This is a genomic window from Pseudomonadota bacterium, from assembly GCA_027624715.1.
Taxonomy (GTDB): domain Bacteria; phylum Pseudomonadota; class Gammaproteobacteria; order Burkholderiales; family Eutrophovitaceae; genus Eutrophovita.
The window spans coordinates 56,875-78,456 of record JAQBTV010000004.1 but is presented as its reverse complement, the minus strand read 5'-3'; the positions used below and the strand labels follow the sequence as shown (position 1 = coordinate 78,456).

The 21,582-nt window shown below is 46.2% G+C and carries 23 protein-coding genes and 1 tRNA gene; 23 read left to right on the top strand and 1 reads right to left on the bottom strand.

Annotated features, from left to right (window positions below; all coding sequences use genetic code 11):
• Positions 1-5 precede the first annotated feature (5 nt).
• Complete coding sequence (gene greA / locus O3A65_04235) at positions 6-482, top strand: transcription elongation factor GreA (GenBank protein MDA1331678.1); 477 nt, start codon at positions 6-8, stop codon at positions 480-482.
• 46 nt (positions 483-528) lie between these two features.
• On the opposite strand, the gene yhbY is transcribed toward greA, so the two are convergent.
• Positions 529-813 (bottom strand): ribosome assembly RNA-binding protein YhbY, encoded by a 285-nt coding sequence (gene yhbY, locus O3A65_04230; protein ID MDA1331677.1) that lies wholly within the window; start codon positions 811-813, stop codon positions 529-531.
• Between the two features lie 71 nt (positions 814-884).
• Here yhbY and O3A65_04225 point away from each other — a divergent pair, with 71 nt between their 5' ends.
• The 22 genes from O3A65_04225 (at position 885) to nuoK (ending at position 21,576) form a co-directional block, all read left to right on the top strand.
• Positions 885-1,499 (top strand): RlmE family RNA methyltransferase, encoded by a 615-nt coding sequence (locus O3A65_04225; GenBank protein ID MDA1331676.1) that lies wholly within the window; start codon positions 885-887, stop codon positions 1,497-1,499.
• Between the two features lie 91 nt (positions 1,500-1,590).
• Positions 1,591-3,480: an ATP-dependent zinc metalloprotease FtsH gene (gene ftsH / locus O3A65_04220; protein ID MDA1331675.1), complete on the top strand. Its 1,890-nt coding sequence runs from the start codon at positions 1,591-1,593 to the stop codon at positions 3,478-3,480.
• 18 nt (positions 3,481-3,498) lie between these two features.
• Complete coding sequence (folP, locus tag O3A65_04215) at positions 3,499-4,353, top strand: dihydropteroate synthase (GenBank protein MDA1331674.1); 855 nt, start codon at positions 3,499-3,501, stop codon at positions 4,351-4,353.
• A complete protein-coding gene (glmM, locus tag O3A65_04210) occupies positions 4,350-5,717 on the top strand; it encodes a phosphoglucosamine mutase (protein MDA1331673.1) in 1,368 nt (455 codons plus the stop codon). Before folP ends, glmM begins: the two co-directional genes overlap by 4 nt.
• Before the next feature lie 229 nt (positions 5,718-5,946).
• Complete coding sequence (locus O3A65_04205) at positions 5,947-6,984, top strand: substrate-binding domain-containing protein (protein MDA1331672.1); 1,038 nt, start codon at positions 5,947-5,949, stop codon at positions 6,982-6,984.
• 79 nt (positions 6,985-7,063) lie between these two features.
• Complete coding sequence (pstC, locus tag O3A65_04200) at positions 7,064-8,449, top strand: phosphate ABC transporter permease subunit PstC (protein MDA1331671.1); 1,386 nt, start codon at positions 7,064-7,066, stop codon at positions 8,447-8,449.
• A complete protein-coding gene (gene pstA, locus O3A65_04195) occupies positions 8,442-9,755 on the top strand; it encodes a phosphate ABC transporter permease PstA (protein ID MDA1331670.1) in 1,314 nt (437 codons plus the stop codon). The genes pstC and pstA overlap by 8 nt, the downstream gene beginning before the upstream one ends.
• Positions 9,756-9,776: 21 nt before the next feature.
• Complete coding sequence (gene pstB, locus O3A65_04190; GenBank protein ID MDA1331669.1) at positions 9,777-10,619, top strand: phosphate ABC transporter ATP-binding protein PstB; 843 nt, start codon at positions 9,777-9,779, stop codon at positions 10,617-10,619.
• 159 nt (positions 10,620-10,778) lie between these two features.
• On the top strand, positions 10,779-11,543 hold the full coding sequence (gene tpiA / locus O3A65_04185; protein ID MDA1331668.1) for a triose-phosphate isomerase: 765 nt from the start codon (positions 10,779-10,781) through the stop codon (positions 11,541-11,543).
• 16 nt (positions 11,544-11,559) lie between these two features.
• A complete protein-coding gene (gene secG, locus O3A65_04180) occupies positions 11,560-11,919 on the top strand; it encodes a preprotein translocase subunit SecG (protein ID MDA1331667.1) in 360 nt (119 codons plus the stop codon).
• 49 nt (positions 11,920-11,968) lie between these two features.
• Positions 11,969-12,053, top strand: a tRNA-Leu gene (locus tag O3A65_04175).
• A gap of 104 nt (positions 12,054-12,157) precedes the next feature.
• Positions 12,158-12,526 (top strand): NADH-quinone oxidoreductase subunit A, encoded by a 369-nt coding sequence (locus O3A65_04170; GenBank protein ID MDA1331666.1) that lies wholly within the window; start codon positions 12,158-12,160, stop codon positions 12,524-12,526.
• A 12-nt stretch (positions 12,527-12,538) separates the two neighbouring features.
• The gene (locus O3A65_04165; GenBank protein ID MDA1331665.1) at positions 12,539-13,015 is read left to right on the top strand and encodes an NADH-quinone oxidoreductase subunit B; all 477 of its coding nucleotides are present in this window, start codon (positions 12,539-12,541) and stop codon (positions 13,013-13,015) included.
• A gap of 38 nt (positions 13,016-13,053) precedes the next feature.
• A complete protein-coding gene (locus O3A65_04160; protein ID MDA1331664.1) occupies positions 13,054-13,641 on the top strand; it encodes an NADH-quinone oxidoreductase subunit C in 588 nt (195 codons plus the stop codon).
• Between the two features lie 38 nt (positions 13,642-13,679).
• Positions 13,680-14,933 (top strand): NADH-quinone oxidoreductase subunit D, encoded by a 1,254-nt coding sequence (locus O3A65_04155; protein ID MDA1331663.1) that lies wholly within the window; start codon positions 13,680-13,682, stop codon positions 14,931-14,933.
• Entirely contained in the window at positions 14,930-15,424 is a 495-nt protein-coding gene (gene nuoE / locus O3A65_04150) for an NADH-quinone oxidoreductase subunit NuoE (protein ID MDA1331662.1), read from the top strand. Before O3A65_04155 ends, nuoE begins: the two co-directional genes overlap by 4 nt.
• The gene (gene nuoF / locus O3A65_04145; protein ID MDA1331661.1) at positions 15,421-16,728 is read left to right on the top strand and encodes an NADH-quinone oxidoreductase subunit NuoF; all 1,308 of its coding nucleotides are present in this window, start codon (positions 15,421-15,423) and stop codon (positions 16,726-16,728) included. Before nuoE ends, nuoF begins: the two co-directional genes overlap by 4 nt.
• Positions 16,725-19,073 (top strand): NADH-quinone oxidoreductase subunit NuoG, encoded by a 2,349-nt coding sequence (gene nuoG, locus O3A65_04140; protein ID MDA1331660.1) that lies wholly within the window; start codon positions 16,725-16,727, stop codon positions 19,071-19,073. Before nuoF ends, nuoG begins: the two co-directional genes overlap by 4 nt.
• Positions 19,070-20,095, top strand: coding sequence for an NADH-quinone oxidoreductase subunit NuoH (gene nuoH / locus O3A65_04135; GenBank protein MDA1331659.1), 1,026 nt, complete (start codon positions 19,070-19,072; stop codon positions 20,093-20,095). The genes nuoG and nuoH overlap by 4 nt, the downstream gene beginning before the upstream one ends.
• A 25-nt stretch (positions 20,096-20,120) precedes the next feature.
• On the top strand, positions 20,121-20,612 hold the full coding sequence (gene nuoI / locus O3A65_04130; GenBank protein MDA1331658.1) for an NADH-quinone oxidoreductase subunit NuoI: 492 nt from the start codon (positions 20,121-20,123) through the stop codon (positions 20,610-20,612).
• Positions 20,613-20,656: 44 nt separating this feature from the next.
• The gene (locus tag O3A65_04125; protein ID MDA1331657.1) at positions 20,657-21,274 is read left to right on the top strand and encodes an NADH-quinone oxidoreductase subunit J; all 618 of its coding nucleotides are present in this window, start codon (positions 20,657-20,659) and stop codon (positions 21,272-21,274) included.
• Positions 21,271-21,576, top strand: a complete 306-nt coding sequence (gene nuoK, locus O3A65_04120; GenBank protein ID MDA1331656.1) for an NADH-quinone oxidoreductase subunit NuoK — start codon at positions 21,271-21,273, stop codon at positions 21,574-21,576. Before O3A65_04125 ends, nuoK begins: the two co-directional genes overlap by 4 nt.
• Positions 21,577-21,582: the final 6 nt, after the last annotated feature.

The following is a 21,582-nucleotide window of genomic DNA, read 5'->3' as shown; positions in this document are numbered from 1 at the left end:
TTGGTATGTCAAAAGTTCCTCTCACGACGTTAGGGGCAGAGAAGCTCCGTGAAGAGTTGCATCACTTAAAAACCGAGGAGCGACCGTCTGTAATTAGAGCTATTCAAGAGGCTAGAGCTCACGGTGATTTATCCGAAAACGCAGAATATGACGCAGCTAAGGAGCGTCAGAGCTTTGTCGAAGGACGTATCATTGAATTAGAGGGGAAGCTGTCCAACGCCCAAATTATTGATCCTGCGAAACTTAATGCTGAGGGACGCTGCGTTTTTGGCGCAACCGCTCACCTCTGTGATTTAGAAACTGATCAAGAGGTTACCTATCAAATTGTAGGTGAGGATGAGGCTGATATTAAAGGTGGAAAAATTTCTGTTAATTCGCCAATCGCGCGAGCCCTCATCGGTAAGGAAAAGGGTGATGTGGCGGAAGTCGATGCGCCTGGTGGTGTTAGAGAGTATGAAATTTTGACTGTGCAATATATTTGAGTGTTGTTCAAAGAACTTTGCGCTTAATCAAGATTTATATTGATTCTCAGTCAGCATTCTTTTCGTTTCTGCGGTAAACGATAAGTACCTTACCAATATGATTAATGGAGGTCGCTCCCAGTGATGTGACAATCTCAGACATGATTTTTTCGCGTTCTTCTCGGTCGTCCGAATGAATGCGTACTTTAATTAATTCGTGGGCATCTAGGGCGATGCTGAGTTCTTTTAAAACCGGCTTGCTCAGCCCCTTGTCACCGATTGTTACAACAGGATTGAGGTGGTGTGCTTTCGCCCTAAGTTCGCGTTTAATTTTGTCTGATATTGGATTCACTTTTTTCCCTGGGCAAGTATGTTTTGAAGTCAGGTATTGTAATCACAATGGAGTAAACAAGTTGCGACGTTATGTCAAAATGTAAAAAAACTTGGATGCAGGAGCACGTATCTGACCCGTTTGTAAAAAAAGCAAACTTAGAGGGTTGGCGATCACGTGCTTCGTTTAAATTGTTGGAGATACTCGAACAAGATGATTTAGTCACTCCTGGTATGGTCGTTGTTGATTTGGGCGCCGCCCCTGGAGGCTGGAGCCAGGTGGTGTCAAGGCGCGTGACACACCATGGGTTAGTGATCGCAGTAGATTTGCTGGAAATGTCAGCTTTGCCCCAAGTGCATTTTATCCAGGGAGATTTTGCGGATAAGCATACGTTAGATGCAGTGGAGGCGGAATTGTCAGATCGCGAAGTGGGTCTTGTAATTTCTGATATGGCCCCCAATATTAGTGGGGTAAAGTCTTTAGATCAGGCTCGCTGGTTACATTTAGCTGAATTGGCATTTGGATTTTCGCAGCAGTATTTAAAACAAGGTGGGAGCATGGTCATCAAATGCTTTGAGGGCGAGGGGGCTAAGGAATTTCGCGAAAGCGTTAAGGCAAGCTTCCAAAAGATCCACATTAAAAAGCCGAAAGCATCTAGGGATCGCTCCAGTGAATTTTTCATCGTTGGGTTGAACAAAATTGGTTAATTGAGGCCTAACGTAGGTAAATTTGGTCTAGAATAGTAGGATAATTGAAGTTCGGAAGTGATCCGAGCATTTGGCAGGGCAGGAGTAAAATTTGAATAATACGATGAAAAACATAGCGATATGGGTGGTAACCGCGTTTGTCCTAATGACGGTCTTTAATCAATTTAGTGGGCGTCAACGCGAGCAGACGTCGGTGCCTTATTCTAAGTTTATGCAGGACGTTAAATCCGGCGGCGTCGCCTCGGTCGCCATTGACGGTCGAAATCTCAAGGTTCAAAAGTCAGATGGGCAACTATACAGTGTGTATTCCCCTTCTGATCCATGGTTAGTTTCTGATTTACTCAAGGCCGGAGTTGTGGTTGAAGCAACGCCGGAGGAAAGTCCTTCGTTGCTTATGAATATTTTCGTGTCCTGGTTCCCTATGCTGCTACTCATAGGGGTTTGGGTTTTCTTCATGCGCCAAATGCAAGGCGGGGGGCGAGGTGGTGTGTTCTCGTTCGGAAAAAGTAAAGCCAAATTGGTGGACGATAACAACAATGGTGTGACGTTTGCTGATGTGGCAGGGTGCGATGAGGCTAAGGAAGAAGTTTCTGAGTTAGTCGATTTTCTTCGGGACCCTGGAAAATATCAAAAGTTAGGCGGTCGAATTCCCAGGGGTGTGCTCATGGTGGGTTCGCCTGGTACCGGTAAAACCTTGCTTGCAAAAGCAATTGCTGGTGAGGCGAAGGTCCCATTTTTTTCTATATCTGGTTCGGACTTTGTGGAGATGTTCGTCGGTGTTGGTGCCGCTCGAGTGCGTGACATGTTTGAGAACGCTAAGAAAAACTCGCCTTGTATCGTGTTTATCGATGAAATCGATGCTGTCGGTCGTCAGCGTGGGGCTGGTCTTGGTGGCGGTAACGATGAGCGGGAGCAAACGCTCAACCAATTGTTGGTGGAGATGGATGGTTTTGAAACTGGATTGGGCGTGATTGTTATTGCTGCGACTAACCGGCCTGATGTGCTTGATCCTGCGCTATTGCGTCCTGGTCGGTTTGATCGCCAAGTTGTTGTGCCGCTCCCTGACATTAGAGGCAGGGAACAAATATTGATGGTTCATATGCGTAAAGTACCTATTGCGCCAGATGTGAAGGCGGATATTCTCGCCCGCGGAACACCGGGATTTTCCGGCGCTGATTTGGCTAACTTGGTAAATGAGGCAGCGTTGTTTGCGGCCAGAGCGAGTAAGCGCTTAGTGGATATGACGGATTTTGAAAGCGCCAAAGATAAAATCATGATGGGGGCGGAGCGTCGCTCGATGGTGATGCCAGAGCAGGAGCGCAGGAATACGGCCTATCATGAGTCTGGCCACGCTGTTGTAGCGAGACTCTTACCCAAAACCGATCCAGTACATAAGGTGACGATTATCCCTAGAGGTCAAGCGTTGGGCTTGACTATGCAGCTTCCACAGGAGGATCGCTACAGCATGGATAAGGAGCAAATTCTTCAAAATATATCCGTATTGTTTGGTGGACGCATTGCGGAAGAAATTTTCATGAAACAAATGACAACCGGTGCATCGAATGATTTTGAGCGGGCAACTGATATGGCGCGCAGGATGGTTACTCGATGGGGTATGAGTGATGAGCTCGGACCGATAGTTTACGGTGAGAATGAGGGCGAAATATTCCTTGGTAGGTCAGTCACGACGACTAAGAATATATCTGAAGCGACCATGCAAAGGGTAGATGCTGAAATCAAGAAAATCATTGATGAACGATATGGATTGGCTCGTAGTTTAATAGAGAAAAATCGAGAAAAAGTCGAGTTGATGGCTCAGACATTACTTGAATGGGAAACTATTGATGCTGATCAGGTTAACGACATCATGGATGGTCGTCAGCCAAGGCCACCTAAACCAACGCAAAGGTCGGAGGAGCCTAAGAGCTCGCTTGATGTGACGAATCCAGAACCAACAACACGCCCAGTAGAGGAAATCTAGGTCGCATTTATTTAGCCGATGAATCTTAATTTTGTTTGGGGTAACTCTAGCTTTAAGTTAACCCGACCGATGGTGATGGGAGTGGTGAATGTCACCCCCGATTCCTTCTCAGATGGCGGAGCGTATCTTGACCCTAAGATAGCGGTTGAGCGGGCGAAAGTCCTATTTGAATCTGGAGCCGATATCATTGACGTTGGCGCGGAGTCCACCCGGCCGGGGTCAGAGCCTGCAAGTTTGGAGATGGAGCGGGATCGAGTGATTCCGGTGATTCAGGAGTTATCGCGTTTGGGAGTTCCGATCTCTATTGATACGCAAAAGCCAGCTTTGATGGAAGAGGCGATTGAGTGTGGCGCGTGTCTCATCAACGACATCTCTGGCGCTCAAAATCTCGAGGTTGCGGCTATTGTGGCACGTACTAATGTGGGGGTTTGCGTGATGCACATGAAAGGCTCGCCTCGAACTATGCAGCAGAATCCGAGTTATGGAGATGTTACTCAAGAAGTCTTCACGTTTTTGCAGGAAAGGGCCGCATCTTTGATTCAAGCGGGGGTGAATCCTTCTAACATTGTGGTTGATCCTGGTTTTGGTTTTGGTAAGACGCTTGACCATAACTTAGCGTTGCTCAGAAATTTAAATAAATTTAAAGAGCTAGGGCATCCGATTTTGGTCGGTCTTTCGCGCAAGGCGATGTTGGGAGTTATTACAAATAAAAAAGATGCTTTAGATCGATTGGGTTCGAGTATCGCTGCGGCTATCTTTGCGATGACAAAGGGTGCAGACATCGTTAGAGTGCATGATGTGAATGAAACAAGAGATGCGCTTTTAGCTTGGCAGTTCTTTTCCGAGGCAGCACTTGCGGAGCCAGATCGGTGACCAAACTTAGGAAGTATTTTGGTACCGATGGGATCAGGGGGGTAGTTGGCAAAGATCCGATAACTCCTAATTTTATGTTGCGTTTAGGTTATGCCGCAGGAAAGGTTTTCTCGAAAATACATGGCTTAGGGGCCTCAGGTCGTGCAAAGGTGCTGATCGGGAAAGACACTCGGTTATCGGGGTATATGCTTGAGTCGGCACTTCAGTCTGGTTTGGCAGCAGCAGGAGTGGACGTGTTGCTGGCAGGGCCGCTTCCCACTCCGGGGGTTGCGTATTTAACGCGTGTGCTGCGATTGAGTGCGGGAATCGTAATATCAGCTTCTCATAATCCATACCAAGATAACGGAGTCAAATTTTTTTGTGCTCAGGGTAATAAATTATCGGACACCCTTGAAGTAGAGATTGAGCAATATCTCGCAGAAGGCCTTGATGCGGTTATTTCAGGTGATATTGGCAAAGCAAAACGAGTTGTGGATGCGGTAGGTCGATACACAGAATTTTGTAAGAGCACATTCCCTCAGGCACTTGATTTGTCCGGGATGCGTGTGGTCTTAGACTGTGCGCACGGAGCGACCTACCAGGTTGCGCCTGCCGTATTTAGAGAGCTTGGTGCGACAGTGATTGTCATGGGTGATGAGCCCGATGGGGTTAATATCAATCTTAATTGCGGGGCATTGTACCCGGAGGCTGTTCGCGAGCGTGTGCTTCATGAGAAAGCGGATATTGGTATCAGTTTTGATGGTGACGGCGATAGACTGATGATGGTTGATGCTGGGGGGCTGATTTACGATGGCGATCAGCTCTTATATGTGATTGCAAGTCATCGAAAGGTAGGCGGCCAAGATGGAGTCGTAGGTACTTTAATGACTAATCTGGCGATCGAAAATGAATTTAAGAAGTTAAATATTCCATTTTTGCGCTCAGCTGTTGGTGATCGATACGTCCATGAAAAACTGATCGAGAACAATTGGGTGCTTGGTGGGGAGGGGTCTGGACACATTATCTGCCTTGATAAGCACACGACTGGCGACGGCATTGTTTCTGCCCTCCAAGTGCTCGCAGCCTTAAGACAGTCACAGCAGACTTTAGCGCAATGCTTGGCAGCGGTGCGGCTCTATCCCCAGTTGCTTCATAGTATTCGGCTTGCGCGCAAATTGAATGATGGTGAGCTTGTGCAGATCCAAGAGGTGGCAGGCGTTATCTCGGAGCAGCTGGGACTGAAGTACCGCGTGCTAGTTCGAGAATCAGGTACTGAGCCGTTGCTTCGTATCATGGTCGAGGGCGAGAGCAAAATGGTCGTTAAAAAGGCTGTCAAAGGATTGACTGATTCGATTCAGACGCTTATTCCTCAAAAAACTCACTAGCATTATCAGCGTTACGGGTCTTGTTTTGCGGAAACATCCGCATACGTAAGGAATTTGTGCCCCAAATGACAATAGAGCCATATGCACGTTTTAGATTAATTAACCAAGTTGCGGCCCAGAGGCTTTGTAATGTAACTGTAACACTCAGTAGGTATAAAGGCTGTGCGTAAAAGTAATTTGACATTACCTGATAACCGCACTCGTGATTTAACCTTCAAAGGAGTCTTCAATGTTTTTTCGTCTTTTAACCGCATTTGTTGTTACTGGCGTCATGACTGCACCAGCTGTCGCGCGTGATTATATATCGTTAGCTGGTTCGTCTACGGTCTTCCCTTTTGCGACGATTGTTGCAGAAAAATTTGGTCAAAAACCTGGCCTCAAAACCCCAGTTGTTGAATCGGGTGGATCTTCGGTAGGAAAAAAGAGTGTCTGTGATGGGATCGGGACACAGTTTGTTGATATTGGTAATGCCTCATCTCGAATGAAGGCTAGTGAGCTTAAATACTGCGATAAGAATGGTGTTGCATTGACCGAAATTAAAATAGGTTACGATGGGATTGTTTTAGCTAACTCAAAGAAGGCTCCGGTATTAAAAATCTCTCTCGCCGACTTAGGTAAGGCATTAACTGCTGAGGTGCCAGATGCATCGGGTAAAAAGTGGATTCCAAACCCTTATAAGAAGTGGTCTGAATTAAATCCAAATTACCCAGATAGTGCTATTCGAGTTTATGGGCCACCAACTACATCAGGAACGCGTGCGTCATTTGCCGAAATGGTTAACGAAAAGGGTTATTGTGGTAAGGACAAGGTGGCGAAAGCGCTTTCAGTTGAGCGTGGTGATGCAAAAGGTAAAAAATGCCGTGCGATGCGCACTGATGGTGCATACATTGAGGCTGGTGAACAGGATAACTTGATCGTTCAAAAGATTTCAGAGGATAAAACGTCATTTGGTATTTTCGGATACTCCTATTTAGATCAAAATACCGATACCATTCAAGGTTCTGAGCTTGATGGCGTTGCGCCAACATTCGATGCAATCAGATCAGGAAAGTATGTGGCTTCTCGAGGGTTATATTTTTATGTGAAGCACGCGCATATTGGAGTCATCCCAGGTATCAAACAATACATGGCAGAATGGACAAAGCATTGGGGTGCAGATGGTGTTCTCGCGGATGCTGGTATGATTCCGATGGGTAAGGCTGAGCGTAAAGAAATGATGGATCGTATGAATAATCTGTCAGTTCTTAAGAAGGATGCCCTTAAGTAGTAACAGTCAAAAGCGTTTGGCCGAGGAGCCAGCTTTTGGCTAAAAGCTGGCTCTCTCTCATTTTAAGGGACATATTACGGTGTCATTAACTAGTCTAATTTTTGCGGTCCTCGTTATTGGTGGGATTTATTTTTGTTTAGGGCAATACTGGGGTACGAGACAATGGGCGCTCGGTTCAGTTAAGTTGCACTCACTGCCGCGGTATTACGGATTCTGGGCAGGTTTGGTCGCCACGGTGCCCGCGATTCTTCTCCTCTTTTCCTTGTCCTTAGGGGATGATTTTCTTTTTAAGTCGATGTTAAACAATTTCTATCCGTCTGATGTGGTTGATGGAGATGTTGTCGAGCGCGCGATAGCCTTTGCCAAGGTGATGAATGCGGTTGAAGGTGTTCGTTTTGGAGTTGTAGAGCCCTGGGTCGAGGCAGCCGCTAAAGCATGGATTGGCTGGCAAAAAGTCTCTGACCAGGTACTCACTCTAATCACTATTGGGTGTGCCGTAATAGCGGGATTTTTTGCGTTCAGACAGATAGGTCCAACGTTCCGAGCTCGGAATGGGGTGGAGCGCATTATTTTATGGGCCCTAATCGCTTGCTCTTCCATTGCGATATTTACGACTCTTGGAATAATACTGTCTGTATTATTTGAGTCCATACGATTTTTTAAATTAATTCCGATTCAAGATTTTATTTTTGGTCTTGAGTGGAACCCTCAATTCGAGGGTGCGGAGCGGGCTGGGTCTGGTAGCGGTACTGCAACATATGGGATGTTGCCAATGTTTGCGGGTACGTTCTTGATTTCAGTCGTTGCAATCATGGTTGCAGTGCCCGTCGGTTTGTTCAGTGCTATATATCTTGCTGAGTACGCCAGCTTGAAAACACGCTCTATTATTAAGCCCTTACTTGAGATTTTGGCGGGTATTCCAACTGTGGTGTATGGGTTTTTCGCTGCACTCACGGTCGCTCCTCTCGTTAGGGCTGTTGGGGCGTCGATGGGTATAGAGGTCGCCTCAGAATCGGCTCTTGCGGCTGGGTTGGTGATGGGTATCATGATTATTCCGTTTGTGTCTTCATTGTCTGACGACGTGATCAATGCGGTCCCACAATCTCTGCGAGATGCGGCCTATGGCTTAGGGGCAACAAAAAGTGAGGCTATTCGTCAGGTTGTGTTACCCGCTGCTCTGTCTGGAATTGTGGCTGCTGTGATTCTCGCTGTATCCCGTGCGATTGGGGAAACTATGATCGTGGTGATGGCGGCCGGCTTAGCGGCAAATTTGTCCTTTAATCCTCTAGATGCTGTCACAACTGTGACAACACAAATTGTTACTATTTTGAGCGGTGATCAGGAGTTTGAATCTGCAAAAACGCTTTCGGCTTTTGCGCTGGCTTTGGTGTTAATTATTATTACTTTGGCGCTTAATCTTTTCGCGCTACAAATTGTAAAGAAATATCGAGAACAATATGACTAGTCCGGTTAAGAATGGTCCGTTGAGTCCGGAAGAGGCTGCTCTTCGAGTGGCAGCATCGCTTAAAAAACGCAGAAGTAGTGAACGACGTTTTAAGTTCCTGGGCATTGCGGCTGTAACGCTCTCGATTTTGTTTTTGGTACTTTTATTCGCGGGTATTTTTTCCAATGGTATACCCGGCATGTTCCAACATTATGTGACGCTAGAGGTCGTACTAGATAAAGACCGAATGGATCCTCAGGGCGACATGAGTAGCGCATCTCTGTACGCCGGTGATGCGCATGGGTTGGTCAATGAGTCATTGATGAATGCTCTTGGTAATCCTGAGGGTCGTGAGGTTAAACGTGCTGCACGGTCAATATTGTCTTCAGGTTCAGCAAGCCGACTGACGGAGTTTACGTTAAAACATCCTGAGCTGATCGGCAAAAAGGTGTCGGTGAAATTTGCTGTGGATGACGACATTGATTCATTGATGCGCGGGTTTATTACAAGGGAAACCCCAGAGTCTGATCGACGTATTAATGATCAAACGATTGAGCTTGTAGATGCCTTAGACCAAGCCTCTCGGATTTCTTATGAATTCAGCGATTATCTCTTTACGGGCTCTGCTTCGCGAGATGCTGAAATAGCTGGCATTAAAGGAGCATTGATGGGATCTATATGGACCTTAGGTGTTTGTCTCTTGCTGGCTTTTCCTTTAGGTTTAGCGACAGCCGTTTATCTAGAAGAAATCGCACCTAAAAATCTAATAACAGAAATTATTGAAATAAATATCAATAATTTGGCGGCTGTTCCATCGGTTGTTTTTGGCATCATGGGGCTTGCAATCTTCATAATAGCTTTTGGGTTGCCGCGTTCAGTGCCTCTAGTGGGTGGTATTGTTCTGGCATTGATGACGTTACCGACTATTATCATCTCTTCTCGTGCGGCTATTCGAGCGGTGCCGCCGAGCATTCGAGATGCAGCGTTGGCGGTTGGTGCTTCAAAGATGCAGACAATACTGCATCATGTGATTCCACCGGCGATGCCGGGCGTGTTGACGGGTGCCATTATTGGTATGGCTCAGGTTCTTGGCGAGTCAGCACCGCTTCTAATGATTGGTATGATTGCCTTTATCGTTGACGTGCCTGGTGGAATTACAGAGCCGGCGACCGCGCTTCCAGTTCAGATCTTTATGTGGGCGGATTTCGCCGAGCGTATGTTTATTCAAAAAACCAGCGCAGCGATTATTGTTCTGTTAGCCTTTTTGATTACCATGAACGCAGGTGCAATTATTCTTCGACAAAAACTTGAACGACGATGGGTATGATTACAAAACAATTGACAGCGCATGACTGATTCATTGACGAAGACGGAAGAGGTGAAATTCCAAGATCGCGAGATTCCTGAAAAAACGGTTGGGGAAGTCTACGTCGAAAATGCCAGGATGACTGCTCGCGATGTAAGTGTTTACTACGCTGACAAGCTCGCGGTTGATAATGTGACTTTGGATGTTGGTCACAGTGAGGTTATTGCATTTGTGGGGCCTTCTGGTTGTGGTAAGTCGACTTTGCTTCGATGCTTCAATCGGATGAATGACACGATCGACATTTGTCGTATGGACGGCATGATAACGATTGATGGTGGCGATATTTTTGATCCTAAAATTGATGTGGTCTCTTTGCGGGCTAGAGTGGGTATGGTTTTTCAAAAACCAAATCCATTTCCGAAATCAATTTTTGACAATATTGCTTATGGTCCACGGATTCATGGCCTTGCGAAGGACAGCATAGAGTTAGATGAAATTGTAGAGTGCTCACTCGAAAGGGCGGGCCTGTGGGGTGAGGTCAAAGATCGTCTTGATCAACCGGGTACCAGTTTGTCAGGAGGTCAGCAGCAGCGTTTATGTATCGCGCGGGCAATTGCCGTGGGTCCAGATGTCATATTAATGGATGAGCCGTGTTCAGCCCTGGATCCGATTGCCACGGCGAAGGTGGAGGAGTTAATCTCTGAGTTGCGTGAGCAATATTCCATCGTGATCGTGACACATTCCATGCAACAGGCGGCACGCGTATCGGATCGAACGGCTTATTTTCATTTGGGGAAGCTGATTGAGGTTGGTGAAACGAAGCAAATATTTACAAATCCCATCCATCGATTGACTGAGGACTACATTACCGGCCGATTCGGTTGATTCCTAGCGCAGCCTGGCGTGATGGGCCTTGCCTTGTTTCTCTGTTGTTTCTGTCTTGTTTCTATGTTGTTTCTCTGTTGAAGTTACCCCCGGAACATTGACCTAAAAGCGTTTAAAAAGGTAAAATCACAAGGTTTTACTTTAGTGGTTTAGCGGATGATTCGGAAAAAAATGGTTGTCGGTAATTGGAAGATGAATGGATCCCTTGCTGATAACGAGGCTCTGTTAAGCGGTTTGTCTGCCGCAGGTGGGCTATCTAGTTTGGATGTTGCGGTATGCGTCCCCAGTCTATATCTCTATCAGGTGCGAGATTGTTTGGCCGCGGGCGCTATAGCCTGGGGAGCTCAGAATGTTAGTGAGCATGATGCTGGAGCGTACACTGGTGAGGTTTCAGCGAGGATGCTCTCTGAATTTGGAGTGTCATATGGGCTTGTTGGACATTCAGAGCGCCGGGCTTTGTATAACGAAGCCAATGAACTTGTTGGGCAGAAAGCCCAAAAGTTGTTGGGGGTTGGAATTACGCCCATTATTTGCCTTGGAGAGACGCTTGGGCAGAGGGGCGCTGGAGAGACTTTTGAGGTTGTTTTGGGACAGCTTGAAGCAGCGATTGAGTGTATAGGGATAGGGAAATTAGAGAAGATTGTTTTGGCGTATGAACCAGTTTGGGCTATTGGAACCGGCTTGACCGCATCTCCTGAGCAGGCACAGGAAGTGCATGGTTATCTCAGGGACCAAGTGGCTCTAATGGATGCAAATGCAGCGATATCTATAAAAATTCTTTATGGTGGAAGTGTTAAGCCTGATAATGCTGAGGCTTTGTTTCAGCAAGAGGATGTTGATGGTGGGTTAATCGGGGGGGCTTCACTTAGCCTGGTTGATTTTTTGACAATTTGTCGCTCGGCGATTTCGGCGACAACACATTAATGGTTGACTGAATATTATGAGTTTTATTGTTTTGGTGATACACGTGCTGGCAGCCCTAGGTGTGATCGGGTTGGTTTTGATGCAGCATGGTAAAGGGGCGGATATGGGTGCTGCTTTTGGAGGTGGATCGTCTGGGAGTTTGTTCGGATCGAGTGGATCAGCAAACTTCTTAAGTCGGTTGACTGCTATTTTTACAGCTATATTTTTTATAACGAGTATGAGCTTGAGTTATCTCCAGTTTGAGGAATCGCGATCGGTTGGGGTGATGTCTGGAGCTACGATTACCTCTCCTGCCACTGTGCCGAGCGCCGTTGAGGAGCTCGATTCAGTTGTTGAAGACGGCGAAGGTTCTAAAGTTGATGAGATTCCTAAGTGAATACCTCAGTAATGGTATTGACGAGCTGTTGTAGGTGAGCATGTTTATTGCCGACGTGGTGGAACTGGTAGACACGCCGTCTTGAGGGGGCGGTGGCTTAGGTCGTGCGAGTTCGAGTCTCGCCGTCGGCACCAAAACTGGATTTTAAGTCGTTAATTATTGAGCGGCTCGAACTATTAGGTAAAAGCAGGTCGGATAATTAGGAAAATCAGATTTGATCGTGGCACGGAGTAATTGAATGATAGCTGAATACTTCCCAATTTTATTGTTTATCGCTGTCGGTGTCGCCGTGGGAGTAGTGTTGCCCTTATTGGGGGCTGTTCTCAGTAGGGCTCTCCGGTCTCATAAACCGGATGCGGCAAAATTATCCGCGTACGAATGTGGTTTTGATGCATTCGAGGATGCTCGAACAAAGTTTGATGTTAGATACTATCTTGTGGCTATTTTATTTATTATTTTTGATCTTGAAATTGCCTTCTTGTTCCCTTGGGCGGTTGCGCTTGACCAGATTGGTTTAACTGGTTTTGTCGCTATGATGATTTTTCTCACTTTGTTGGTTGTTGGGTTTATTTACGAATGGAAAAAAGGGGCTCTGGATTGGGATTAAGTTGCGGCAGATATGATTATTGAGGAAATTCGAGAGAAGGGTTTTGTAACAACAAGCGTTGATGCTGTCGTCAATTGGACGCGTACCGGATCGCTGTGGCCGATGACTTTTGGCTTGGCTTGTTGTGCCGTTGAAATGATGCATGCAGGTGCCGCTCGTTATGATTTGGACCGGTTTGGTATTGTCTTTCGACCGAGCCCGCGACAAGCTGATCTGATGATTGTGGCGGGGACGCTTTGTAATAAGATGGCTCCAGCGCTTAGGAGGGTATACGACCAAATGGCTGAGCCGCGGTGGGTTATTTCTATGGGGTCCTGTGCCAATGGCGGTGGATACTATCACTATTCGTATTCCGTCGTACGTGGATGCGACCGTATTGTTCCTGTTGATGTGTATGTTCCAGGATGCCCACCAACGGCGGAGGCGTTGCTGTACGGTATTGTGCAGCTTCAAAATAAGATTAAAAGGACAAATACGATTGCACGTTAAACAGTGTGGCTGGATGGCTTAGGGATTAAGTGAATCAAGTGCGTCAAAATTTGGCAGAGGAGTTAAAGTCTAACCTGGAGCTAACGGAGGCTGCTGTTCGTTATGAGCTTGGCGAAGTTACGCTTACGTTGGCGGCATTGGGCCTGCCTGCGAAGATGACCTTATTGAGGGATGCTCCAGATTTAAGGTTCAATCAACTTGTAGATGTCTGTGGTGTGGACTATAGAGATTACCCATCGAAAGATCGGTGTTCTAGCAGGTTTGCAGTTGTTTATCATTTGTTATCTATCGATTTGAATCATCGTGTGCGGGTGCGGGTTTTTTGCGATGACGATGAGCAGCCTACAGTTTCTTCAGTAGTTGATATTTGGCCTGCTGCCAATTGGTTTGAGCGTGAGGCATTTGATCTTTTTGGTATCGTTTTTGAAGGCCATCCTGACCTGAGGCGACTCTTAACTGATTACGGTTTTGTAGGGCATCCACTTAGGAAAGATTTCCCATTATCAGGTCATATTGAGATGCGTTATGACCCTATAGAAAAACGCGTGGTGTACCAGCCCGTGACGATTGAACCCAGGGAGATTGTGCCGCGAGTTATACGAGAGGACTCTTATGGCGATGTTTAGTACGATGTTGTGTCGTCGATGCGGAAAGAGATTTCTGCGTGGCTGAAATTAAAAATTACACAATGAATTTTGGTCCGCAGCATCCGGCCGCGCATGGGGTGCTTCGGCTCGTGCTCGAGCTCGATGGGGAGGTGATTGAACGCATTGATCCCCATATTGGGTTACTTCATCGTGGAACTGAAAAATTAGCAGAACATAAAACGTTCTTGCAGTCAGTCCCATATATGGATCGATTAGATTATGTGTCAATGATGTGTAACGAGCACGCTTACGTTATGGCAATCGAAAAATTGCTTGGCGTGGAGGTGCCTATTCGAGCGCAATACATTCGTGTCATGTTTGATGAAATTACACGGATATTGAATCATTTGTTGTGGCTTGGTGCGCATGCGCTGGATGTTGGGGCCATGACAGTTTTCCTCTATTGTTTTCGCGAGCGCGAGGACCTAATGGATTGTTATGAAGCGGTGTCTGGCGCGCGTCTGCATTCGGCCTATTACCGGCCGGGTGGTGTTTATCGTGATTTGCCTGATGTCATGCCTCAATACGAAGCATCGAAGTTTCGTAATCAAAAGGAAATTAATAGGCTGAACGAAAATCGACAAGGATCTCTTCTCGATTTTATTGACCACTTCACGAGCCATTTTCCTAGCAAGGTAGATGAATATGAAACCTTGTTAACTGACAACCGTATCTGGAAGCAACGGACCGTGGATATTGGTGTGGTGACGCCTGAAAGGGCTGTTGCATTAGGATTTACTGGGCCGATGCTTCGGGGCTCGGGCATTGCTTGGGACTTGCGAAAAAAACAACCTTACGACGCTTATGATTTGGTTGATTTCGATGTTCCTGTGGGTACGAACGGAGACTGTTACGACCGCTATTTAGTGCGTGTTGAAGAGATGCGCCAGTCGAATCACATCATCAAGCAATGTATTGAGTGGCTTAGAAAAAACCCAGGACCAATTATTACGACAAATACTAAAATTGCCCCACCTTCACGTGAAGATATGAAGGTGAATATGGAAGATCTCATCCATCACTTTAAGTTGTTTACAGAAGGGATGCATGTTCCGCTTGGTGAGACTTACTGTGCCGTCGAAGCGCCAAAGGGGGAGTTTGGAATTTATTTGATCTCGGACGGGGCCAATAAGCCCTACCGGTTAAAAATAAGAGCGCCAGGGTTCGCGCATTTATCGGCAATAGACGAAATGACTAGGGGACATATGATCGCTGACCTTGTGGCCATAATTGGTACACAGGATGTGGTGTTCGGAGAGATTGATCGATGAGAGGTGTCAGGCTATTGAGTGCAGAGGCTTATCGCACAATTGATAAGGAGATCTCGAAGTATCCTGCGGATCGCAAGTCTTCCGCAGTTATGGCCGCTTTAGCGATAGCGCAAAATGAATTAGGTTGGGTTTCCGAATCGGTTGTAGAAGATATCGCGGCGTACCTAGAGATGCGCGCTATAGCGGTATGGGAAGTGGTAACGTTTTATGGCATGTACAACTTAGAGAAACCTGGGCGTTTTAAATTAGCGATTTGCACGAGCTTACCTTGTGCATTACGGGGTGCCAATCAAACGGCCGATCGGTTGAAAGCAACCCTTGGCATTTACTTCAATGAGACCGCCTCGGATGGCTCTGTAACTTTAAAAGAGGCGGAGTGTATGGGAGCCTGTGGAGATGCGCCGGTGGTCATTATTAATGATCGCGAGATGCGCGGTAAGGTAAGCGTTGAAGACGTTGATGGATTGGTAGAGGAGTTAAAAGCCCGATGATTACATCAAATCCTCCATTTCCCACCACCAGTTATGGTCCGGATGCCGTCATTATGAAGGGTATCGACGGCCTGAACTGGAATCTTGCAGATTATGCAAAGAGGGGTGGATATCAAGCGCTCCGAAAAATTCTCACGGAAGGTATCTCTCCTGCGGAGGTGATTACGGAAGTGAAGAATTCAGCGCTCAGGGGTAGAGGCGGAGCTGGATTCCCCACTGGGCTTAAGTGGAGTTTTATGCCCAAAGGAGAAGGTCAAAAGTATGTGATTTGCAATTCTGATGAGGGAGAGCCTGGCACATTTAAAGATCGAGATCTTCTCAGATATAACCCGCATGTTGTGATTGAAGGTATGGCTATCGCTGCTTATGCCATAGGGGCATCTGTAGGGTACAACTACATCCACGGGGAAATTTGGGAAGTTTACGAGCGCTTTGAGAAAGCATTAGGCGAGGCAAGTGCGGCAGGATATTTGGGTAAAGGAATTTTGGGGTCACAGTTCTCGTTTGATCTGCATGCGCATCATGGGTTTGGTGCTTACATATGTGGCGAGGAGACCGCATTACTCGAGTCGATAGAAGGGAAGAGAGGTCAGCCACGATTTAAGCCACCATTTCCTGCGTCCTACGGACTTTATGGGTGTCCCACGACCATAAATAACACAGAAACTTTTGCTGCCATACCATCGTTAATTTTAGATGGGGCCAATGCGTTTTTGGCTTTAGGAAAACCTAACAACGGTGGCACGAAAATATTTTCTGTTTCCGGTGATGTTGAAAATCCAGGTAACTATGAAGTTCGTCTCGGTACCCCATTTGCTGAGTTGTTACGAATGGCGGGCGGGGTGCGTGATGGTAACCGCTTAAAAGCAGTTATTCCTGGTGGTTCGTCAATTCCTGTTTTACCTGCTGACGTCATGATGGCGACTGATATGGATTATGATTCGATCGCTAAAGCTGGTTCTATGCTTGGCTCGGGAGCGGTCATTGTTATGGATGAAACGCGATGCATGGTGAGTTGTTTATTGCGCCTCTCGTATTTTTATCATGAGGAATCTTGCGGCCAGTGCACGCCATGTAGGGAGGGTACAGGATGGTTGTACCGATTGGTTAAACGTATTCAAAATGGATTAGGGGAAGAGGGCGACATCGAACAACTGCTGTCAATATCGGACAATATTGCAGGTAGAACAATTTGTGCGTTAGGGGAAGCGGCTGCTCTTCCAGTTAAGAGTTTCATAAAACACTTCCGGCCTGAGTTTGAGTACCTGATTAAACATAAAAAAAGTCAGGTTGAATCAATATGATCACTCTTGAGATAAATGGTAAAACCGTAGAGGTGGATCACGGCAGTACGGTTATGGATGCCGCGAATAAGCTTGGAATTCACGTTCCGCATTTTTGTTACCACAAGAAATTATCCATTGCAGCAAACTGCCGTATGTGTTTGGTTGAGGTTGAAAAGGCGTCAAAGCCGCTACCCGCCTGCGCGACCCAAGCGGTACAAGATATGAAAGTTCATACCTTATCGGAGCAAGCAAAAACTGCTCAAAAAGGGGTAATGGAGTTTTTGCTCATTAATCATCCGCTTGATTGTCCGATATGTGATCAAGGCGGCGAGTGTCAATTACAAGATTTGGCAGTCGGTTACGGAAGATCAGGGTCGCGTTTTAAAGAATCGAAACGCATCGTGAGCACGAAAGAACTTGGCCCATTAGTTTCGGCCGCAGAGATGTCTAGATGTATTCACTGCACGCGCTGTGTCAGGTTTGGTCAGGAAATTGCTGGGGTTATGGAATTGGGAATGGCGGGTCGAGGAGAGCACTCAGAAATTATGGCCTTTGTTGGCTCGACAGTAGATTCCGAATTATCTGGGAATATGATTGATGTTTGTCCGGTTGGAGCTTTAACATCTAAGCCGTTTAGGTATGCTGCGCGAACATGGGAGTTGGCTCGTCGAAAAACGATCAGTCCACACGATGCACTCGGATCTAATTTAACCGCTCAAATTAAAGGGGATATGGTTATTCGTGTCGTCCCTCATGAAAATATAGAAATTAATGAATGTTGGATTTCTGATCGAGATCGCTTCTCATACGAAGGATTGAATGCAACGGATCGTTTACTTTCTCCCATGATAAAAGTTGACAGTCGTTGGGAGGAAGTTGATTGGGCTACAGCTCTAGACCACATTAAAACCAAATTAGCGTCTCCGAATATTAAACGAGAGCGTATTGGCGCACTAGCAACTTCTCAGGCGACGACTGAAGAATGCTATTTATTTCAAAAATTGATTCGAGCTCTAGGCTCAGAAAATATTGATTATCGATTGAGACAAGCTGACTGTGAGGTATCCGCTCAGGTACCGTGGTTGGGCATGAGTATTTCCGATGTTGAGAAGTTGGACCGTATTCTGGTGATTGGTTCCAACATACGTAAAGAACAACCACTTCTAGCGCATAGAATTCGACAGGCGACAAAAATAAATCATGCCTTACTCGCATTTATCAATCCAATAAATAGTGATTCCTTGGTTCCGATGGCCAAGGATTACCTTGTCGCACCTAGCCGTGTGACGGGATTATTGCTACAAGTCGTTAAGGCTGTATGTCTTGGGCTTGGTCGACCTGTTGCAGATGCGTTGGCTGATATTTTGGTTGAATCCAATGCTGAGCAAATCGCGCAGCTTTTAGTTTCTGGGCAGCAGAAGTTGATATTAGTCGGATCTTTTTCCCGACATCATCCAGATCGATCAAAAATAGAGCAAATCAGTCATCTGCTAGGGGAATTAGTGGGTGCGAAAGTAGGGTTGCTCTCGGACGGACCTAATTCATTAGGTGCAGAATGTACTAATGTGTTGCCTGGCCCTAGCGGACTTAATGCGATTCAAATGATTGATACACCGCTAGATGCATACTTTTTATTGCATGCTGAGATGGGCGGTGACTCATGTGTGCCAGGTGCGGCCATTGAGGCTATGAAGTCTGCTCAGCTGGTCGTGGCCATGTGTGCATTCAAAGATGAGGTTGCTGAGTACGCAACGGTATTGCTGCCAATTAGTCCATTTTCTGAAACTGCGGGTACGTTTATCAATATGGAGGGTGTGGCGCAATCATTTGGTCCGGTTGCTCCAACAAAGGGACTTAGCCGTCCCGGATGGAGGCTGCTCGTTGCGCTTGGAAAATTATTTGAATTTTCTAATTTTGAGTATGAATCCATAGAGGCCGTTCGCAGTGCATTGAAAGACTGCTTTGATGGTTTGTCCCGTCGACTGCAATCGCTGCCTAATATGTCAAATGAAATTCCGGTCGCATCTGCGGAATCTTTGTTGATTGAAAGACTGTCAGATGTGCCTATGTATAGCGTCGACTCGATTGTTCGTCGCGCGCAGGCATTACAGTTGACTAAAGACGCGTTGTCCAACTATGTATGGTTGGGTTCAGATCTTGCCCAAGAACTTGATGTCGTGAATGAAGATATGGTTAGGGTTAAGCAAGGAGGTCATTTCTTTGAGCTGCCTGCTCGAATTGATCCAAACCTTGCGCGCGCTGTCATTCGAATACCTATGACCAGTGATGCCTCAAAGGTGCTTGGTGGTATCGGTGGTTCAGTTCAAGTCGCTAAGCTCCAATCTGTAGGGGCGGTTGCATGATCGTTGATTTTTTAAGTACTTATATTGGTGAAGACTTTGCGTACTTTAGTTGGACTTTGATTAAAGTTTTGGCGATTCTGATTCCAGTGACACTCTGTGTTGCCTACCTTACTCTCGCTGAGAGAAAGGTGATAGGGTACATGCAACTTCGTTTGGGCCCCAATCGTGTCGGTCCTAAGGGCTTGTTGCAACCCTTTGCTGACGTTTTGAAGTTACTGACAAAAGAAATTATCATCCCTAACGGAGCGAACAAATTTTTATTTGTCATCGCTCCCATGTTGTCCTTGATGCCGGCGTTAGCTGCTTGGGCGGTAATTCCTTTTGCTGACGGCTTAGTGTTGTCTAATATTGACGCCGGACTACTTTACATCTTGGCTATTACTTCCATGGGCGTTTATGGCGTCATTGTGGCAGGCTGGGCTTCTAATTCGAAGTACGCGTTGCTCGGCGCCATGAGAAGTGGTGCGCAAATTGTGGCGTATGAAATTGCTATGGGTTTTGCCTTAGTGTGTGTCTTGATGATGTCAGGAAGCTTGAATTTAACGACGATAGTCGATACGCAGCGAACTGGAATGGGGTTTCTCGGCTGGAATTTAATCCCATTATTTCCTATGTTTGTCGTGTACTTTATATCAGGCGTTGCTGAGACTAACCGGGCGCCATTTGATGTGGCAGAGGGTGAGTCAGAGATTGTTGCTGGATTCCACGTCGAATATTCGGGAACAACATTTGCGGTATTTTTTTTGGCTGAGTATGCCAACATGATTTTGATTGCAGCATTAGCGTCGATCATGTTTTTAGGTGGTTGGCTCTCGCCAGTACCCGGTATACCGCATGGGTTCGGTTGGCTAGCGGCTAAAGTCGCATTCATGCTCTTTTTCTTTCTATGGTTTCGGGCCACATTCCCGCGTTACCGATACGATCAGATTATGCGTTTAGGTTGGAAGGTATTCATTCCCGTAACCATTGTTTGGCTTGTTCTCATTGGTTTGCTCATGAGAATGGATTGGTGGCCTTGGTAGTTTTGACATAAAGGAATTAATAAAAATGTTTGGGTTTATTCGTGATGCATCAAAGACCTTTCTACTTACGGAGCTACGTAAGGGGTTGATGCTCACATTAAAATACTTGTTTGCACCAAAGATTACTGTGCAGTTCCCAGAGGAGAAGACTCCTCAGAGCGCTCGGTTTCGTGGACTGCATGCATTGAGACGATATCCGAATGGCGAAGAGCGCTGCATCGCTTGCAAATTGTGTGAGGCGGTATGTCCTGCGGTGGCTATCACTATTGAGTCCGAGCAAAGAGATGATGGTAGTCGGCGTACGACGCGCTATGACATTGATCTGACTAAATGTATATTTTGCGGTTTTTGTGAAGAATCTTGTCCAGTCGACGCTATCGTCGAAACAAGAATTTTTGAGTATCACGGCGAGCAGCGTGGAGATTTGGTGTACACGAAGGACATTTTGTTAGCCATCGGTGATCGATACGAAGATCAGATTTCTAAGGACCGAGAGTCTGATGCCAAATATCGATAATGTATGAATATGGGTCAATATTCAAAAAATAACATACAACCTAAATGAACTTTGAGTATTTCACCTTCTACTTATTTTCCTCCGTCCTTGTTGGGGCAGGGCTGAGTGTTATTTTTTCGCGTAATCCGGTACATGCAGCCCTCTCTTTAGTATTGGCGTTTTTCACCTCTGCGGGTATGTGGCTCATTCTTGAGGCAGAATTTTTGGCGGTCTCCCTTATATTGGTTTACGTGGGTGCAGTAATGGTTCTTTTTTTATTCGTTGTGATGATGTTGGATATCAACTTGAATCGCATGAAAGAGGGGTACTGGAATTATTTGTTACCAGCATTAGTTGTATCTGGAATTTTTATGGCAGAAATCATTGTCCTTGTCGGGGGGCGGGTAGTGTTTGACAAACCGTCAGAGGTTGCCGCGGCGATTTCCAGTGAGGGTAATACGCTTCAATTAGGTCGTTTGCTGTATACGGAATATTTATATGCGTTTGAGTTAGCTGCGGTGATATTGCTTGTGGCTATTGTGGCTGCTATCGCATTAACCCTCAGGCGCCGCAATGACATAAAGCGTCTGGATACGAACCAACAGCTCTCAGCGACCCGGGCTAATCGACTGAAAATAATCTCTATGCCGGTTGAAAATAAACGTAGCGAGGATAATCCATGATTACCCTATCTCATTACCTAGTGTTGGGTGCGATTCTTTTTTCAATCAGTATCGCGGGAATATTTTTGAATCGTAAAAACATCATCATTATTTTGATGTCGATTGAGCTGATGTTGCTCGCGGTCAATATTAACTTTCTGGCGTTCTCACATTATTTAGGCGATTTATCGGGTCAAATTTTTGTCTTTTTTATACTGACGGTGGCGGCTGCTGAATCAGCAATCGGGCTTGCTATTTTGGTGGTGTTATTTAGAAACTTGAAGACAATTAATGTTGATGATATCGGTGTGTTAAGAGGCTAGTGATTC